Raw genomic sequence first — 16710 nt, forward strand, 5'->3', positions numbered from 1 at the left:
TCGCGACAGATAAAGCCTTGCGCCGGCAATGTCACCCGTGCGGGCCGGCCTATTCGGCCGGTTCCATGTCGATATAGGCGGCTTCCGACAGTTCGCGCTTGAGCCGGCCCTCTTCCTCCACGTTCGGCGTGATGAAGCGGCCGAGCAGGAGGTAGGCGACCGGGGTCAGGAACAGCGTCGATATGGTGGCGAGGCCGAGGCCGCCGACGATCACCCAGCCGAGCGCGATGCGCGCTTCCGCGCCGGCGCCGCTGGCCAGCACCAGCGGCACGCCGCCGAGGATGGTGCAGATCATCGTCATCATCACCGGGCGCAGGCGGATGGTAGCGGCTTCTTCGATCGCCTGGCGCACGTTCATGCCCCGGTCGCGCATCTGGTTGGCGAATTCGACGATGAGGATGCCGTTCTTGGCCATGACGCCGACCAGGAGCACGAGGCCGATCTGGCTGTAGGCGTTGAGGCTGGTGCCGGTCAGGATCAGCGCGATGATAGCGCAGGCCAGCCCCAGCGGCACGGTCGCCATGATGATGACGGCGCTGACGAAGCTTTCGAACTGGGCGGCCAGCACCAGGAGGATGATGACCAGCGCGAAGCCGAAGATGGTGGCCATGGCGCTGTTGGATTCGCCGAGCGTCGCGGCTTCGGCGAGCGGCAGCACGCGGGCGCCGGGGGGCAACAGTGGCTGGGCGATGCCCTCGGCGACGCCCAGGGCGTCGCCGAGGGCGAAATCGCTGCGCAGGTTGGAAGTGATGCCGACCGAAGGCTGCCGCTGCTCGCGCGTCAGCGAGGGCGGCACCGCCTTTTCCGTCAGCGTGGCGATGGTCGACATCGGCACGAAGCGGCCGTCCTGCGTCTTCAGGAACAGGTTTTCGAGGTCGGTCGGGTCATTGACCGGATTGGTGGTGGAGACGAGCTTCACGCCATAGCTGCGGTCGGCGATGTAGACGTCGCCGATCTTGTTGCCGTCGAGCATCGCCTGGAGCGTGTCGGCAAGCCCGGTGATGTCGATGCCGAGGTCAGAGGCGCGCTGGCGGTCGATGGCGACGGCGAGCTGGGGCTGGGTCGGGTCGACGCTCAGGCGCGGCTGCTGGAAGCGCGGGTCCTTCTGCATGGCGTCGATGATGTTGTTGGCGGCTGCGCCGAGCGCCTGGCGGTCGTTGCCGACCAGTGCGAACTGCAGGCCGTTGCCGGCGCCGCGGATGCCGAGGCTGTTGGGCTGCACCGGGAAGACGCGCAGGCTGGGCACCTGTCTGGTCAGGGTGCTGATCTCGGCCATGATCTGCTGCTGGCTGCGCGTGCGCTGTTCCCACGGCGCCAGCGTCATGACCATGAAGCCGGTGTTGTAGGCGCCGTTGTTGCCGGCGAACTCGAACGTGCTTTCGATCTCGCCGGAATCGCGCATCGGCTGGATCAGCCGCTCGATCTTCTCCATCTGCGAGGCGGTGTATTCGAGGCTGACGCCCTGCGGCGCGTTGATGCGCAGGAGCACGACCGAACGGTCCTCGGTGGGGGTCAGTTCCTGCCGGATGGTGCCGAACAGCGAGAAGGCGACGCCGGCGAACAGGACCGCGACGAGAACCACGATCCACGGCGCGCCGAGGCAGGCGTGCAGGCAGCGGCGATAAAGCGCGTTCAAGGCGGCGCCGATCTGGGAGCCGATGCCTTTCTTGCGTGGCGCTTCCTCTTGCGAGGGGGCTGTGGTCAGCAGGCGGGAAGCCAGCATCGGGCAGAGCGACAGCGCCACCACGCAGGACAGGATCACCGACATCGCCAGCACGAAGCCGAACTCGCGGAACAGCCCGCCGGTCTGGCCGGGCAGGAACGAGATCGGCACGAACACGGCGACGAGGGTTGCGGTCGTGGCGATGACGGCGAAGAACACTTCCTTGGTGCCGAGCACGGCGGCGGCGCGCGGGCCCATTCCCTGGTTGCGCCGGCGCACGATGTTTTCAAGCACCACGATGGCGTCGTCGACGACGAGGCCGGTGGCCAGCACCAGCGCCAGCAGCGTCAGGATGTTGATGGAAAAGCCGGCGAGGTAGATGGCGGCGATGGTGCCGATCATGGCGACCGGCATCGACAGGCCCGGAATAAGCGTGGCGCGCCAGTCGAGCAGGAACAGGTAGATGACGAGCAGCACGAAGCTGACGGCAAGGCCGAGCGCGAGTTCGACTTCGTGCACCGCGCCGTTGACGAACACGGCGTCGTCGCTGGTGATCTTGATCGACATGCCCTTGGGCAGCGTCTGCTGCAGCCTGGCGACCGCCGCCTTCACGCCTTCGGAGATTTCCAGCGTGTTGGATTCGGCCTGGCGCACGATGCCCATGCCGATGCCGGCCTTGCCGTCGGAGCGCAGCGTGGACTGGCCGATGTCGGGGCCGAGCGTCACGGTGGCGACGTCGCGGATGCGGGTGTTGCCGCCCAGCACGATGTCCTCGAAGGCTTCCGGCGTGGTCACGTCGGCGGTCGTGCGGACGATCAGGTTCTGGTTGGAGGTGCTGATCGAGCCGGCGGGGGAATCGAAGGCGACCGAGGCGAGGGCGGCCCTGAGGTCGGCGATGGTGAAGCCGTGGCTGGCGAGCTTGGTCTGGTCGACGTCGATGCGGAAAATCTTGTCGCGGTCGCCATAGACCTGCACGTCGGCAACGCCGGGAACGGCGGCCAGCGTGTCCTCGATCTGCTCCTCGACGATCACCGTCATGTCCTGGATGGACATGTTGTCGGCGGTGACGGCGAGCCGCATCACGGCATCGGAATTGGCGTCGGCCTTGACGATGCGCGGCGGGTCGGCCTCGTCCGGCAACTGGTTGGCGACACGGCCGACTGCGTCACGCACGTCGGAAGCGGCGACGTTGAGGTCGACGCCGTCGTTGAACTCGATGGTGACGCGGCTGCGGCCGTAGGAGGAGGTGGACGAGATCGACTTGACGCCGGAGACGCGCGCCACCGTGCCCTCGACGGTGTCGGTCACCTCGCGGTCGACGGTTTCGGCCGCCGCCCCGGTGAAGTCGGTGGTGACGGAGATGACGGCGCGGTCGACGTCGGGCAGTTCACGGATTTCGACACCGTAGAAGGCGGCGAGACCGGCAACCGCGATCAGCGTGTTGAGCACGAAGGCCATGACCGGCCTGCGGACGAAAAGAGCGGTGATACCCGTTTCGCTGGCGGCGTTGCGGACTTCCGTCATGAGCCGCTGGCGCCCGTCGCCGGCCGGCCCTGGTTGGCGGTAAGGACCTCGCCGTCCTCGCGAACGCTCTGCACGCCTTCGGTCACCACCATGTCGCCGCTGGTCACCGGCGCGTCGATGAGCACGGTTTCGGTGTTGCGCTGGATGATGCGCACGCCGACGCGGCGGGTACGGCCGTCCTTGACCGTCCAGATGTAAGCGCCGTCGGTGCCCCACTGGATGGCGAGCGGGCTGACCGCAGGATAGGTGTCGCCGGGGAATTTCATCGTGACCTGGAAGGCCATGCCGGCGCGCAGCGAATCGGCGGGGTTCTCGATCAGGCCCTGCACCCACAGCGTGCGGCTTTTCTCGTCGACCCGGTTGTCGATCGCCGACACCGTTCCCTGGAACACGCCCTTGGCGTTGGCGATGGGGGAGGCGGTGAGCGGCGCACCGACCTTGACCGCGGCGGCGAAGCGCTCCGGCACCCAGAAATCCACCAGGATGGCGGAGCGGTCGTCGATGGTGGCGATGGCCGACTGGCTGGTGACGTAGTTGCCGGCCTCGATCGGCAGGATGCCGACGGTGCCGCCGATCGGCGCGACGACGGAGCGGCGCTTGAGCGCAAGCTCGGCCTCGCGCAACTGGAGCCTGGCGTTGTCCAGCGCGACCTGCGCATCCGAGACGGCGACCGCCGTCGCGGCCTTCGAGGCCTGCAAGCGGGTTACCCGCTCCAGCTTCGCCTCGGCGTCCTCGACGCCGACCTTGGCGCGGTCGACGGCGATGGCCTCGGTTTCGGAATCCAGCTCGGCGATGGTCTGGCCTTTTTCGACATGCGCGCCGGACTGAACCAGAAATTCCGTCAGGCGGCCGGCGGTATAGGGGGTGACGGTGACCGTCGCCTTGGCGCGGCCGGTGCCGATCGCCTGCAGGCGATCGTTGATGGTGGCGCTCGCCACCGGCGCGGTCACGACCGGGACCTGCGCACCACCGCCGCCGCCGGTGCGGGCAGTGGTTTCGCCGCCCTCCTGCTTCGGAGTCGAGGCATGCGCCCATTCGATGCCCCAGCGGTCGAGGATTTCCGGGGCGCCCGGAAAGTACCGGATCCACGCGACACCCGCGGCGACCAGCACCACGAAGGCAAAAGCTATTTGTTTCCAGGCAGCCATCGGCACTCCGGTTGGCAAAAAGTCTTCCTCGGGCTCACCGGCTCCTTGGGGCAGGCCCTCTCCGGAGTAGACAACGAAGAACACGGCGTCGCCCGGACACCGATCTAGTGCGCCTTTATGTCAATTTTCCACGGCTTGCGCACATTAAATCTGCGTAAGGTTTGCGTGCCGCCGAGGCGGCACGCTCAGCGCAGGCGTTCCATTTCCTGCAGGCGGCGCGCGGTATCCGCTTCGGACCGGCGGGTGACGGCGGCGATGACGGCCTCCGTCGCCACGAAAAGCGAGGCCGAGGAATCCCACGCGGACGGCACGGCGGTGCGGCCGGCGATGACGTGGCGGGCGAAGCGGGCGACCGGCGACAGCCACTGGTCGGTGAACAGCACGATCTGCGCGCCGCGGCCATGCGCCAGTTCGGCCAGCCGGATCAGGCTTTCCTGATAACGGCGGATGTCGAAGATGAGCAATATATCGCGCTTGCCCATGTCGATCAGCCGGTCGCGCCAGATGCTTTCCTGCCCGGCCAGGTGGAAGACATTGGGCCGGATGATCGCCAGATGCGCCGCCATGTAGCGGGCCAGCGGATCGGTGAAGCGGCCGCCGATCAGGTAGACGTGGCCGCGCCGGTCGGAAAGCCGCGAGGCGATTTCGTCAAGCTGGGCATCGGAGAGATGCCGGAAGGTCTCGCGCATGTTGTCGAGCGTGGCTTCAAGGAGCGGGGAAACCGCGCTGTCCTTGACCGCGTTGGGCAGGGTCGTGCGGGTGGCCGGAGACTGCAGCTGGGCGGCCAGTTCCTCCTGCAGCGCCGACTGGAAATCCGGATAGTGCTGGAAACCGAGCCGGGCGACGAAACGCAGGATCGTCGGCGACGACACGCCCGCCGCCTGCGAGAATTCCGCCACCGTCTTGAGGCCCACCACCGGATAATTGGCGATCAGGGTCTGGGCTGCCCGGCGTTCGCCGGTCGGCATGGCGTCGATCCGCTCGGCAATGCGTTCGGCAACATTCGAGGCCATTCCTGCCCACTCCCGTGTTGAACCGGCACTGCCTGAAAAACGTATTTGACAAAACCGGATATTGCGTATGAAATCATCCATGATGGCGCGGTAAAACGCAATAAGTAACATATGATACGGCGCCCAGGAGGATTTCGGAGGGGATGGGGACAGCTTCGGGGGAGCATCATGCAGCTGCGAGCGCGGCAAGGGTAACGAATCCCGAAGGGGCGAGCCCCTACGTGTTCACCTGCGACCACGCGTCGAATTTCGTGCCGCCCGCGTTCGGCACGCTCGGGCTGGCGCCCGAGGAGTTCGAGCGGCACATCGCCTGGGACCCGGGTGCGCTGCCGGTGGCCCGGCTGATGGCCAAGGCGCTCGACGCGACTCTGGTCGAGACCTGCGTTTCGCGCCTGATCATCGACTGCAACCGCCCGCTCGACGCGCACAACCTCATTCCCGAAACCAGCGAGACGACGACGATCCCGGGCAATGCCGGGCTCTCCGCCGCCGACCGGCAGGCACGGATCGACCTGGCGTGGCGGCCTTTCCACGACGCGGTGGAACAGACGATCGAGGCGCGGCTGGCGGCCGGGCGCGAGACGCGGCTGGTCTCCGTGCATTCCTTCACGCCGGTCTATTTCGGCAAGCAGCGGCCGTGGCACATCGGCATCATCCATGACGAGGACGAGCGCATCGCCACACCGCTGGTGCGGGCGCTGAACGCGGTTGCCGGCACCACGGTCGGGGTCAACGAGCCCTATTCGCCGGCCGATCTCGTCTATTTTACGCTGGAAAAGCACGCGCGCTCGCGCGGGCTCGCCTGCGCCATGATCGAAATCCGCAACGACGTCATCGCCGACGAGGCCGGCCAGGTACGCTGGGCAAGGCTGCTTTCGGCCATTCTGGGAAAGCTCGAGGTTTCAAGCGAGGGAGGGACGGCCATGGCCGCGACGGCAGGGGGGCGGCATGCCTGAGCCCATCAAGCTTTTCGTTCGCACCGTCGACCGCGTCAACTACCGCGTCGGCCGCTTCGCCATGTACCTGATCTTCCCGATGGGAGCGATCCTGCTCTACTCGACGGTGATGCGGCTCATCCTCGGCTATCCGGTCAACTGGGCGCTGGAGATGACGCAGTTCATGCTGTCGGCCTACTATCTTTTGGGCGGCGCCTACTCCATGCAGCTCGACGCGCATGTGCGCATGGACCTGTTCTACTCCAACATGAAGCCGAAGACGCGGGCGGTCACCGATTCGATCACGATCGTGGCCGTCATCTTCTATCTTTGCGTGCTGTTCTGGGGCGGCGTGTCCTCGACCAACTATTCCATCGTCTACAACCAGAAGAACTACACGGCCTGGGCGCCGGTGCTGTGGCCCGTCAAGGTGGCCATGACGACCGGCATCTTCCTGATGCTGCTGCAGACCATTTCCCAGTTCTTCAAGGACGTCGCCGAGGCGCGTGGAAAGCCGATCGCATGAGTTCCGAATTCATCACCCTTTTCATGTTCGCCTCGATGCTGATCCTGATGGCCACGGGCCAGCGGGTCTATGGCGTCATCGGTGCGGTCGGCTCCGCGGCGGCCTTGTGGCTCTGGGGCACCGGCTCGTTCGAGCTGCCGTTCAACGCGGCCTTCCAGGTGCTCAACTGGTATCCGCTGATCACCCTGCCGTTCTTCGTGTTCATGGGCTACATGCTCTCGGAGTCCGGCATCGCCAACAATCTCTACCGCATGTTCCACGTCTGGTTCGGCAATGTGCGCGGCGGCCTGGCGATCGGCACCATGGGGCTGATGATCGTCATCTCCATGTTCAACGGCCTGTCGGTCGCCGGCATGGCAATCGGCGCGACGGTGGCGCTGCCGGAACTGCTCAGGCGCGGCTACGACAAGGTGATGATCACCGGCGTCATCCAGGGCGGCTCGTCGCTCGGCATCATGGGGCCGCCCTCGGTGGTGCTCATCCTCTACGCGATGATCGCACGCCAGCCGGTGCTGCAACTTTGGCTGGCCGGCATCGGCCCCTTCATCCTGATGGCGATCGTCTTCACGCTCTACATCTACATCCGCTGCCGCATGCAGCCGGAACTCGCGCCGATCCTGCCGGCCGAGGAGCGCGCCAACATCACCACGCGCGAGAAGCTGGTGCTCCTGCGCGAGGGCCTGCTGCCGTTCGGCCTGTTCGCGGCGATCATGGGCCTGTTCTTCTCGGGCACCACCAGCCTTGTCGAAACCTCGATGGTCGGCGCGCTCCTGTCGCTGCTGGCGGCGTGGTTCTCGGGCAAGCTGACCAAGGACGTGCTCGAGGTGACGACGCGCAACACGCTGGCGGTCTCGGCGATGTTTTTGTGGATCATCCTCGGCGCGTTGTGCTTCAGCGCCGTCTATGACGGGCTCGGCGCCATCAAGGCGATCGAGAGCCTGCTGCTCAACACCTTCGATCTCAGCCCCTGGGGCGTGCTGTCGATGATGCTGTTTTCCTTCATCATCCTCGGCATGTTCCTGGACGACACCGCCATGCTGGTGATCGTGGCGCCGCTCTATATTCCGCTGGTCAAGCTGCTCGGCTTCGACCTGATCTGGTTCGGCATCCTCTACACGATCACCTGCCAGATCGCCTATATCGTCCCGCCCTTCGGCTACAACCTGTTCCTGATGCGGGCGATGGCGCCGCCGGAAATCACCATCGTCGATATCTACAAGTCGATCGTGCCGTTCTTCTTCCTGATGGTGTTCTGCATGATCGTCATCATGGTGTTCCCCGATATCGCGATGTACCTGCCCGACCTCTACTCGGGCAAGAGATGAGGACATTCAGCTTTTTGGGAGGGTCAATGGAACATTGGATGAATAAGACCGCGAGCAGGGCCGGTTCGGACTGGACCCTGCCTGCCGCGATAACGGAATTGATCTAGTAACTTCAACGGGAGAGAGATGAAATGAGCGATACGAAAGCGATCAGCAAGCGGGACTTCCTGCGCAAATCGGTCCTGACCGGCGCGGGCGCCGTCGGCGCCACCGCGCTCGCCACGCCCTATGTGAAGGCGCAGGCGCCGATCAAGTGGCGCCTCCAGACCTATGCCGGCCCGGCGCTCGCCGACCACGTCTGCAAGCCGGGCGTCGAGGCCTTCAACAAGGCCGCGCATGGCGAGATGGAAATCGAGATGTACACGGCCGACCAGCTCGTGCCGCAGGGCGAGCTGTTCCGCGCCGTTCAGTCCGGTACGCTCGACGCCGCCCAGAGCGACGACGACTCGGCCGCCGCCCCGGTGGACGTCAAGGTGTTCGGCGCCTACTTCCCGCTTGCTTCGCGCTATTCGCTCGACGTGCCGGCGCTCTGGCACTGGCACGGCCTCAAGGAGATCTGGGAAGAGGCCTATGCCGAAATCCCCGGCGTGACCTGGCTTTCGAGCGGCGCCTGGGACCCGTGCAACTTCGGCACGACCAAGCCGATCAAGTCGATCGACGACCTCAAGGGCCTGCGCGTCTACACCTTCCCGACCGGCGGCCAGTTCCTGTCGCGCTTCGGCGTCGTCCCGGTGACGCTGCCCTATGAAGACGTCGAGGTGGCGCTGCAGACCGGCGAGCTCGACGGCGTGTGCTGGTGCGGCATCACCGAGATGCACACGGTGGGCTGGGCCAACGCGCTGAAGTACTTCCTGACCAACCCGCTGTCGGGCGCCTGGGCAGGTTCCTACTTCGTCAACACCGACAAGTGGAAAGCCGTTCCGGAGCATCTCCAGACGCTGTTCATGATGGCCATCGACACCTCGCACTACTACCGCCAGCACTGGTACTGGGCGGGCGAGGCCAAGTATCGCAACGAGGGCAAGCTGGAACTGACGACGGTGCCGGCCGACCAGTGGAAGCAGGTGGAAGACGAGGCGACCAAGTTCTGGGACGAGATCGCCAGCCAGAGCCCGCGTTCGGCGAAGGTCGTCGAGATCATCAAGAAGTACAACGAATCCATGGTCAAGGCTGGCGCGCCCTATCGCTACAGCTAAGCCCGTGGAGCATGGCAACCCGGCCGCTCCGGCGGCCGGGTTCATCCGTAGAAATCCCAAGCGCCCGCCTATGCGGGGGAGAAAAGAATGGCCGGAAATCTTTCGTTCGATCAGTTGAAGAGTGCGGTGTCGGCAGGTGAGATCGACACGGTGCTGGCGGCCGCCACCGACATGCAGGGCAGGCTCATCGGCAAGCGGTTCCTGGCGTCCTTCTTCGTCGATTCGGCGCATGACGAGACGCATGGCTGCAACTACCTGATGGCCGATGACATCGATATGGAACCCGTGCCCGGCTACAAGGCGGCGAGCTGGTCGAAGGGCTACGGCGATTTCGTGCTGAAGCCGGACCTGTCCACCATCCGGCTGGTGCCGTGGCTGGAAAAGACCGCGCTGGTCCTGTGCGACGTGCTCGACCACCACACCCATGACGACCTGCTGCATTCGCCGCGCGCGATCCTGCGCAAGCAGGTGAAGCGCCTCGCCGAGCGCGGCTACATGGGCTACTTCGCTTCCGAACTGGAATTCTACCTGTTCTCCGAAACCTACAAGTCGGCCCGCGCCAAGCGCTGGCACGAGCTGGAGACGGCCTCGCCCTATATCGGTGACTACCTGATCGGCATCACCACCAAGGAAGAAGGCTATATGCGCCGCCTGCGCAACGACATGAACGCGGCCGGCATCCCGATCGAGAACTCCAAGGGCGAATGGGGCCCGGGCCAGGAGGAGATCAACGTCCGCTATGCCGAGACGCTGGAGATGGCCGACCGCCACGTATTCCTGAAGAACGGGGCCAAGGAAATCGCCGACATCGAGGGCAAGGCCGTGTGCTTCATGGCCAAGTACAATTACGGCCTCGCCGGCAATTCCAGCCACATCCACAATTCGCTGTGGAGCGCCGACGGCAAGACGCCGCTGTTCTTCGACAGGAACGCGCCATGGACCCTGTCCGAACTCGGCCGGCAGTGGTCGGCAGGGCAGCTGAAATACGCCAAGGAATACACGCTGCTTCTGGCGCCCTACATCAACTCCTACAAGCGCTTCCAGTCCGGCACCTTCGCGCCGACCAAGATCATGTGGTCGGAAGACAACCGCACCGCCGGCTTCCGCCTGTGCGGCGAGGGCACCAAGGGCATCCGCATGGAATGCCGCATCGGCGGCGCCGACCTCAACCCCTATCTGGCCTTCGCCGGGCTGATCGCGGCGGGGCTGGCCGGCATCGACGAGAAGCTCGAACTGCAGAAGCCGTTCGTCGGCGACGCCTACCAGGCTGCGCGCCTGCAGGACGTTCCCAAGACGTTGCGAGACGCCACCGAGGCCTTCGCCAAATCGAAGATGCTGAAGGAAGCGCTCGGCGAGGAAGTGGTGGACCACTATGTCCATACCGCGCGCTGGGAGCAGATGGAGTATGATCGCCGCATCACCGACTGGGAACTGCACCGCGGCTTCGAGCGGTATTGATCGATCAATGACACCGGACGGCCCCTCCCAGGCTGCCCGCAACCCTGACTGAAGGACAAGTACGATGACCGAAACGGTCAAGCTCAAATCCCCCATCGACGGCTCGATCTATGCGGAACGGCCCGTCGCCACCGATGTGCAGGTGAGCGCCGCCGTCGAGCGGGCGCGCGCCGCCCAGGCCGACTGGGCGCAGGTCCCGATCGCAAGGCGCGGCCAATACATGCTCGCCATGCTGGAAAACCTCGTCGCCATGACCGACGAGATCGTGCCGGAGATCGCCTGGCAGATGGGCCGCCCGGTGCGCTACGGCGGCGAATTCGGCGGCGTGAAGGAACGCACCCAGTATATGGTCGAGATCGCGGAAAAGGCGCTGGCGCCGATGCCGGCGTCGAACCCCAAGGACGGCTTCCGCCGCTACGTGAAGAAGGACCCGCTCGGCGTCGTCATGGTCATTGCGCCGTGGAACTATCCGTATCTCACTGCCGTCAACACCATCGTGCCGGCGCTGATGGCGGGTTCGACCGTCATCCTCAAGCATGCCGCGCAGACGCTGCTGGTCGGCGAGCGCTTCGCGCAGGCGTTCGAGAAGGCCGGCCTGCCCAAGGGCGTGTTCCAGAACGTCGTGCTCAACCACGCGCAGACGGAAAAGCTGCTCGGCTCCGGCAAGATCGACCATGTCAATTTCACCGGCTCGGTCGGCGGCGGCCGCGCCATCGAGAAGGCGGCGGCCGGCACCTTCATGACGCTCGGGCTGGAACTCGGCGGCAAGGACCCGGCCTATGTGCTGCCCGACGCCAAGATCGAGCATGCGGTCGCCAACCTCGTGGACGGCGCCTTCTTCAACTCCGGCCAGTGCTGCTGCGGCATCGAGCGCGTCTATGTGCACGAGAAGGTCTATGACCAGTTCGTCGACGGCTTCATCGCCGAGACCAAGAACTATGTCGTCGGCAATCCACTGGAGCAGGCGACCACCATGGGCCCGATGGCGCAGGCGCGGTTCGCCGACCTGATCCGCGAGCAGAAGGCGGAGGCGCTGCGCAAGGGCGCTAAGGCGCATGTCAACATGAAGGTCGACAAGGACGCCGCCGGCTCACCCTATATCGCGCCGGAAGTGCTGACCAATGTCGATCACCAGATGTCGGTCATGCGCGAGGAAAGCTTCGGCCCGATCGTCGGCATCATGAAGGTGCGCAACGACGAGGAAGCGATCGCGCTGATGAACGACAGCCCCTATGGCCTCACCGCCTCGATCTGGACCACCGACACCGAGCACGCGATTGCCCTCGGCGACCGCGTCGAGACGGGCACCGTGTTCATGAACCGCTGCGACTATCTCGATCCGGCGCTGGTGTGGACCGGCGTGAAAGACACCGGCAAGGGCGCCGGCCTCAGCCAGATCGGCTACGACAATTTGACCCGGCCGAAGAGCTATCACCTCAGGGAAGCTATCTAGGTTTCGTCAATGCTAATCGACCCCCATTCCGTCTTGCTTCGCAAGCCACCTCTCCCCCGCTCGACGGGGGAGAGGAAAGCGGTTGCGGCCTTGACGCCATTCCTCTCCCGCCGGGCAGGGGGAGAGGCGGACCGGCGAAGCCGGGACGGAGTTGGGGTGCTTCTAACCTTCGGAAAGCCAATAAACCCATGACCACCCTCGTCTCCAAATGGAACTACCCCACCACCGTCCGCTTCGGCGCCGGCCGCATTAAGGAACTGCCGGAAGTGCTGGAAGCGACCGGCATCAAAAATCCGCTGTTCGTCACCGATCCGGGACTGGCGAAGCTGCCGGTCGTGGCTTCGACGCTGAAAATCCTCGACGATGCGAAAATCCCGCACGGCGTCTTTTCCGACGTCAAGCCGAACCCGGTGGAATCCAACCTCACCGCCGGCATCGAGGTGTTCAGGAAGGGCAAGCATGACGGCGTCATCGCCTTCGGCGGCGGCTCGGCGCTCGACCTCGGCAAGCTGATCGCCTTCCAGGCGGGCCAGACGCGCCCGGTCTGGGACTTCGAGGACATCGGCGACTGGTGGACGCGCGCCGACGCCGACGCCATCGTGCCGATCATCGCCGTGCCGACGACGGCCGGCACCGGCTCGGAAGTCGGCCGCGCCGGCGTCATCACCCATGAGGCGACGCACACCAAGAAGGTTATCTTCCATCCGAAGATGCTGCCGGCCATCGTCATCGCCGATCCGGAGCTCACCACCGGCATGCCGCCCTTCATCACCGCCGGCACCGGCATGGACGCGCTGGCGCACTGCCTGGAAGCGTACTGCGCCCCCGGCTACCATCCGATGGCGGACGGCATTGGCGTCGAGGGCGTGCGGCTGGTGTTCGAGAACCTGCCCAAGGTGTACGCCAACGGCAACGACCTTGTCGCCCGCGCCCACATGATGTCGGCGGCGGCCATGGGCGCCACCGCGTTCCAGAAGGGGCTCGGCGCGATCCACTCGCTGTCGCATCCGATCGGCGCGCTCTACGACACCCATCACGGCATGACCAACGCCGTGTTCATGCCCTATGTGCTGGCCTTCAACCGCGAAGCGATCGAAGGCAAGATCGAGCGGCTCGCCGCCTATTGCGGCATTGCCGGCGGCTTCGACGGCTTCACGAAGGCGATCCTCGATTTGCGCCGGACGCTGAAGGTGCCGCACACGCTGCCCGAATTCATCAAGGGGCTGGAGATGGACGCTGAGCGCAAGGGGCTGATCGCCGACATGGCGATCGTCGATCCAACCGCTGGCGGCAACCCCATCGAGCTTACGCGCGCGGGGGCTTTGTCGCTGCTGGAAAGCGCCTTGAAAGGATAAGCTCCACGGCCGGCAGGTGCGTGCGCCTGCCGGCCTCAAGGGGCAGGGAACACCGGGAAACAGGATGGGAGAGGAGGGCAAATAATTAGCCGGAAAAACAAATCGGCGCCAATTGCAGGCGACCGACAAAAGTAGTTAACTTTCATGCCTTTCGGGTGCGGGCGGTTCGATCTTCATCGGACTGTCACGGAACGTGGATACCGCATCGCAGGCGTCCAACGGCGTCAGTTCAACGGAGAGAGCGAAATGTTCAGATTCACCGGGAAAGTCCTTTCCCTTTCGGCCGTCGCCCTTATGGCGACCTCTGCCATCTCGTATGCCGAACCATCGGAGGAACTCATCGCGGCGGCCAAGGCGGAAGGGATGTTCTCGCCGATCGCGCTGCCGCACGACTGGTGTGGCTGGGAAGGCATCTTGAACGGCTTCAAGGCCAAGTATCCGTTCATCACGCTCAACGAGCTCAATCCCGACGCCGGCTCGGCCGACGAGATCGAGGCGATCAAGGCCAACAAGGACAACAAGGGCCCGCAGGCGCCCGACATGGTCGACGTCGGCCTCTCCTTCGGCCCGGCCGCGACCAAGGAAGGCCTGTTCCTGCCCTACAAGGTCGAGACCTTCGACGAGATCGAGAACAAGGACCCGGACGGCCACTGGTACGGGGGCTATTACGGCGTACTCTCCTTCGAGGTGAACACGGACATCGTCAAGAACGTGCCGCAGGACTGGCCGGACCTGTTGAAGCCGGAATACGCCAACAGCGTCGCGCTGGCGGGCGATCCGCGCGCGGCTAACCAGGCGATCCTGTCGGTCTATGCGGCCGGTCTCGCCGCTGCCGGCGGCGATGCCGCCAAGGCTCCGCAGGCCGGGCTCGACTATTTCAAGAAGCTCAACGATGCCGGCAATTTCGTCCCGGTCATAGGCAAGGCCGCTTCGCTGGCGCAGGGCACGACGCCGATCGTCATCCGTTGGGACTACAACGCGCTCGCCGACCGCGACACGCTGAACGGCAACCCGCCGGTCGAGGTGGTGGTGCCGAAGTCGGGCGTGCTGGCCGGCGTCTACGCGCAGGCGATCAGCGCCTACGCGCCGCATCCGAACGCGGCCAAGCTGTGGATGGAATACATCTATTCCGACGAAGGCCAGCTCGGCTTCCTGAAGGGCTATTGCCACCCGGCGCGCTTCAACAAGCTGGTCGCCGACGGCAAGGTGCCGCAGGAAATCCTCGACAAGCTGCCGCCGGCCGAGCTCTACAAGCAGGCGATCTTCCCCTCGCTCGAAGAGCAGGACGCCAACAAGACCGCCGTCACCGGCGGTTGGGATAGCGTCGTGGGCGCCAACGTCCAGTAAGCTTGGTGAAAAAGGGCGCGCCGTCCCGCACGGCGCGCCCGCTTCGATGAAACGGTAACGGATGACTTTCTCGACAGGCGAAGGCAAAAGCCCGCTCGTTGCGGCGCCCGTATCGACCGCCCGGCGGCGGATTTCGTTCGCATGGCTCGGCGTCGCGCCGTTCCTCCTGTTCGCGCTGCTGTTCCTGATCCTGCCGACGATGAAGATCGTCATCGGCAGCTTCCAGACCAATGACGGCGGCTTCACGCTCGCCAACATCGCCAACCTGTTCCAGCCTTCGATCGTCGCGGCCTACTGGATCTCGATCAAGATCAGCGTCGCCTCGGCCCTGCTCGGCTGTTTCTTCGGCTTCCTGATCGCCTGGGCGATGGTGCTGGGCGGGCTGCCCGGCTGGCTGCGCTCGCCGATCCTGACCTTTTCGGGCGTCGCCTCCAATTTCGCCGGCATTCCGCTGGCCTTCGCCTTCCTCGCCACCTTCGGCCGCCTCGGGCTGGTGACGCTGATCCTGCGCGACTGGTTCGGCGTCAATCTCTACGGCCTCGGCTTCAACCTGTTGAGCTTCGGCGGCCTGACGCTGACCTACCTGTTCTTCCAGATACCGCTCACCATCCTGATCATCACGCCGGCGCTCGACGGCATGCGGCGCGAGTGGCGCGAGGCCGCCTCGATGCTCGGCGCCACCGGCTTCCAGTACTGGCGCATGGTGGCACTGCCGATCCTGTGGCCGAGCCTGCTCGGCACCTTCGCGCTTTTGTTCGCCAACTCCTTCGGCGCGGTCGCCACCGCCTATGCGCTGACCGGCTCCTCGCTGTCGATCGTGCCGATCCTGCTCTTCGCGCAGATCCGCGGCGACGTGCTGCAGGACCCGCATCTCGGCTACGCGCTGGCCTTCGGCATGATCGTCATCACCGGCATCGCCAATTTCATCTACATCTGGCTCAGAAGCCGTAGCGAACGGTGGGTCAAATGAGAGCCAACCGGCTATGGTCCTGGCTGTTCATCGCGCTGGGCATCGTCTATTTCGCGCTGCCGCTGATCGGCACGCTCGAGTTCTCGCTGAAGCTCAGGCGCGGCGCCTACAGCCTCGATGCCTACTGGGCGGTTCTCGGCGATCCGCGCTTCCAGCAGACGTTCATGTATTCGGTGCTGATGGCGCTCGCCACCATCGTCGTCGGCGTGCTCCTGGTGGTGCCGACCGCCTACTGGGTGCGGCTGAAACTGCCGCGCTGGCGACCGTTCATGGAATTCATCACGCTCCTGCCGCTGGTCATCCCGCCGATCGTCATCGTCTTCGGCTATATCCGGCTCTACAACACCTCGTCCTGGCTGCCGCTGACCGGCTCGGCCATGGGCACCAACATCCTGCTGATGTTCGGCTATGTCGTGCTGGCGCTGCCCTACATGTACCGCGCGGTCGACACCGGCCTGCGCGCCATCGACGTCACCACGCTGACGGAAGCCGCCCAGAGCCTCGGGGCAGGATGGGTGACCATCCTTTCGCGCGTCATCCTGCCCAATGTCGCGGTGGCGGTACTGTCAGGCGCATTCCTGACCTTCGCCATCGTCATCGGCGAGTTCGTCATGGCCGCCCTTTTGAGCCGGCCGGCCTTCGGCCCCTACATGCAGCTTCTGGGCGCCAACCGCGCCTACGAGCCGGCGGCGCTGGCGGTCATCGCCTTCGCCATCACCTGGGCCTGCATGGCGCTGATCCAGGTGGTGTCGCGCTTCGCGCCGAAGCCGCCCGAACAGTTGCACTGACCGGAGAGA

13 protein-coding genes are annotated in these 16710 nt (G+C 65.1%); 10 read left to right on the forward strand and 3 right to left on the reverse strand.

Going from position 1 to position 16710, the window contains the following annotated elements:
* Window positions 1–49: 49 nt before the first annotated feature.
* From ACFOHJ_RS21920 to ACFOHJ_RS21930, 3 genes are all read right to left on the reverse strand, one after another.
* Window positions 50–3187, reverse strand: a complete 3138-nt coding sequence (locus ACFOHJ_RS21920) for an efflux RND transporter permease subunit (RefSeq protein WP_378224803.1) — start codon at window positions 3185–3187, stop codon at window positions 50–52.
* On the reverse strand, window positions 3184–4335 hold the full coding sequence (locus ACFOHJ_RS21925; RefSeq protein WP_378224804.1) for an efflux RND transporter periplasmic adaptor subunit: 1152 nt from the start codon (window positions 4333–4335) through the stop codon (window positions 3184–3186). Before ACFOHJ_RS21925 ends, ACFOHJ_RS21920 begins: the two co-directional genes overlap by 4 nt.
* 185 nt (window positions 4336–4520) lie before the next feature.
* Window positions 4521–5348 carry a MurR/RpiR family transcriptional regulator gene (locus ACFOHJ_RS21930; RefSeq protein ID WP_378224806.1) on the reverse strand — a complete coding sequence of 276 codons (828 nt, stop codon included), beginning with the start codon at window positions 5346–5348 and terminating at the stop codon, window positions 4521–4523.
* 143 nt (window positions 5349–5491) lie between these two features.
* On the opposite strand from ACFOHJ_RS21930, the gene ACFOHJ_RS21935 reads away from it, so the two are divergent.
* The 10 genes from ACFOHJ_RS21935 to ACFOHJ_RS21980 all read left to right on the forward strand — a co-directional run bounded on the left by ACFOHJ_RS21935 (window position 5492) and on the right by ACFOHJ_RS21980 (window position 16701).
* Complete coding sequence (locus tag ACFOHJ_RS21935; RefSeq protein WP_378224808.1) at window positions 5492–6304, forward strand: N-formylglutamate amidohydrolase; 813 nt, start codon at window positions 5492–5494, stop codon at window positions 6302–6304.
* A complete protein-coding gene (locus tag ACFOHJ_RS21940) occupies window positions 6297–6809 on the forward strand; it encodes a TRAP transporter small permease subunit (RefSeq protein WP_378224809.1) in 513 nt (170 codons plus the stop codon). The genes ACFOHJ_RS21935 and ACFOHJ_RS21940 overlap by 8 nt, the downstream gene beginning before the upstream one ends.
* Window positions 6806–8134: a TRAP transporter large permease gene (locus ACFOHJ_RS21945; protein ID WP_378224811.1), complete on the forward strand. Its 1329-nt coding sequence runs from the start codon at window positions 6806–6808 to the stop codon at window positions 8132–8134. The genes ACFOHJ_RS21940 and ACFOHJ_RS21945 overlap by 4 nt, the downstream gene beginning before the upstream one ends.
* Window positions 8135–8265: 131 nt before the next feature.
* Window positions 8266–9330: a TRAP transporter substrate-binding protein gene (locus ACFOHJ_RS21950; RefSeq protein WP_378224813.1), complete on the forward strand. Its 1065-nt coding sequence runs from the start codon at window positions 8266–8268 to the stop codon at window positions 9328–9330.
* A gap of 87 nt (window positions 9331–9417) precedes the next feature.
* On the forward strand, window positions 9418–10788 hold the full coding sequence (locus ACFOHJ_RS21955; RefSeq protein ID WP_378224815.1) for a glutamine synthetase family protein: 1371 nt from the start codon (window positions 9418–9420) through the stop codon (window positions 10786–10788).
* Between the two features lie 64 nt (window positions 10789–10852).
* Window positions 10853–12241, forward strand: a complete 1389-nt coding sequence (locus ACFOHJ_RS21960) for an aldehyde dehydrogenase family protein (RefSeq protein ID WP_378224817.1) — start codon at window positions 10853–10855, stop codon at window positions 12239–12241.
* 188 nt (window positions 12242–12429) lie between these two features.
* On the forward strand, window positions 12430–13596 hold the full coding sequence (locus ACFOHJ_RS21965) for an iron-containing alcohol dehydrogenase (protein ID WP_378224819.1): 1167 nt from the start codon (window positions 12430–12432) through the stop codon (window positions 13594–13596).
* A 246-nt stretch (window positions 13597–13842) separates the two neighbouring features.
* Window positions 13843–14943: an ABC transporter substrate-binding protein gene (locus ACFOHJ_RS21970; protein WP_378224821.1), complete on the forward strand. Its 1101-nt coding sequence runs from the start codon at window positions 13843–13845 to the stop codon at window positions 14941–14943.
* A 61-nt stretch (window positions 14944–15004) separates the two neighbouring features.
* Window positions 15005–15913 (forward strand): ABC transporter permease, encoded by a 909-nt coding sequence (locus ACFOHJ_RS21975; protein ID WP_378224822.1) that lies wholly within the window; start codon window positions 15005–15007, stop codon window positions 15911–15913.
* The gene (locus ACFOHJ_RS21980; RefSeq protein ID WP_378224823.1) at window positions 15910–16701 is read left to right on the forward strand and encodes an ABC transporter permease; all 792 of its coding nucleotides are present in this window, start codon (window positions 15910–15912) and stop codon (window positions 16699–16701) included. The genes ACFOHJ_RS21975 and ACFOHJ_RS21980 overlap by 4 nt, the downstream gene beginning before the upstream one ends.
* Window positions 16702–16710: the final 9 nt, after the last annotated feature.

Source organism: Aquamicrobium soli (assembly GCF_042646345.1).
GTDB lineage: Bacteria > Pseudomonadota > Alphaproteobacteria > Rhizobiales > Rhizobiaceae > Mesorhizobium > Mesorhizobium soli_A.

Bases quoted from the DNA above. Each gene is read 5' to 3' on its own strand.
- ACFOHJ_RS21920 (WP_378224803.1), bottom strand. From the start codon at position 3,187: ATGACGGAAGTCCGCAACGCCGCCAGCGAAACGGGTATCACCGCTCTT.
- ACFOHJ_RS21925 (WP_378224804.1), bottom strand. From the start codon at position 4,335: ATGGCTGCCTGGAAACAAATAGCTTTTGCCTTCGTGGTGCTGGTCGCC.
- ACFOHJ_RS21930 (WP_378224806.1), bottom strand. From the start codon at position 5,348: ATGGCCTCGAATGTTGCCGAACGCATTGCCGAGCGGATCGACGCCATG.
- ACFOHJ_RS21935 (WP_378224808.1), top strand. From the start codon at position 5,492: ATGGGGACAGCTTCGGGGGAGCATCATGCAGCTGCGAGCGCGGCAAGG.
- ACFOHJ_RS21940 (WP_378224809.1), top strand. From the start codon at position 6,297: ATGCCTGAGCCCATCAAGCTTTTCGTTCGCACCGTCGACCGCGTCAAC.
- ACFOHJ_RS21945 (WP_378224811.1), top strand. From the start codon at position 6,806: ATGAGTTCCGAATTCATCACCCTTTTCATGTTCGCCTCGATGCTGATC.
- ACFOHJ_RS21950 (WP_378224813.1), top strand. From the start codon at position 8,266: ATGAGCGATACGAAAGCGATCAGCAAGCGGGACTTCCTGCGCAAATCG.
- ACFOHJ_RS21955 (WP_378224815.1), top strand. From the start codon at position 9,418: ATGGCCGGAAATCTTTCGTTCGATCAGTTGAAGAGTGCGGTGTCGGCA.
- ACFOHJ_RS21960 (WP_378224817.1), top strand. From the start codon at position 10,853: ATGACCGAAACGGTCAAGCTCAAATCCCCCATCGACGGCTCGATCTAT.
- ACFOHJ_RS21965 (WP_378224819.1), top strand. From the start codon at position 12,430: ATGACCACCCTCGTCTCCAAATGGAACTACCCCACCACCGTCCGCTTC.
- ACFOHJ_RS21970 (WP_378224821.1), top strand. From the start codon at position 13,843: ATGTTCAGATTCACCGGGAAAGTCCTTTCCCTTTCGGCCGTCGCCCTT.
- ACFOHJ_RS21975 (WP_378224822.1), top strand. From the start codon at position 15,005: ATGACTTTCTCGACAGGCGAAGGCAAAAGCCCGCTCGTTGCGGCGCCC.
- ACFOHJ_RS21980 (WP_378224823.1), top strand. From the start codon at position 15,910: ATGAGAGCCAACCGGCTATGGTCCTGGCTGTTCATCGCGCTGGGCATC.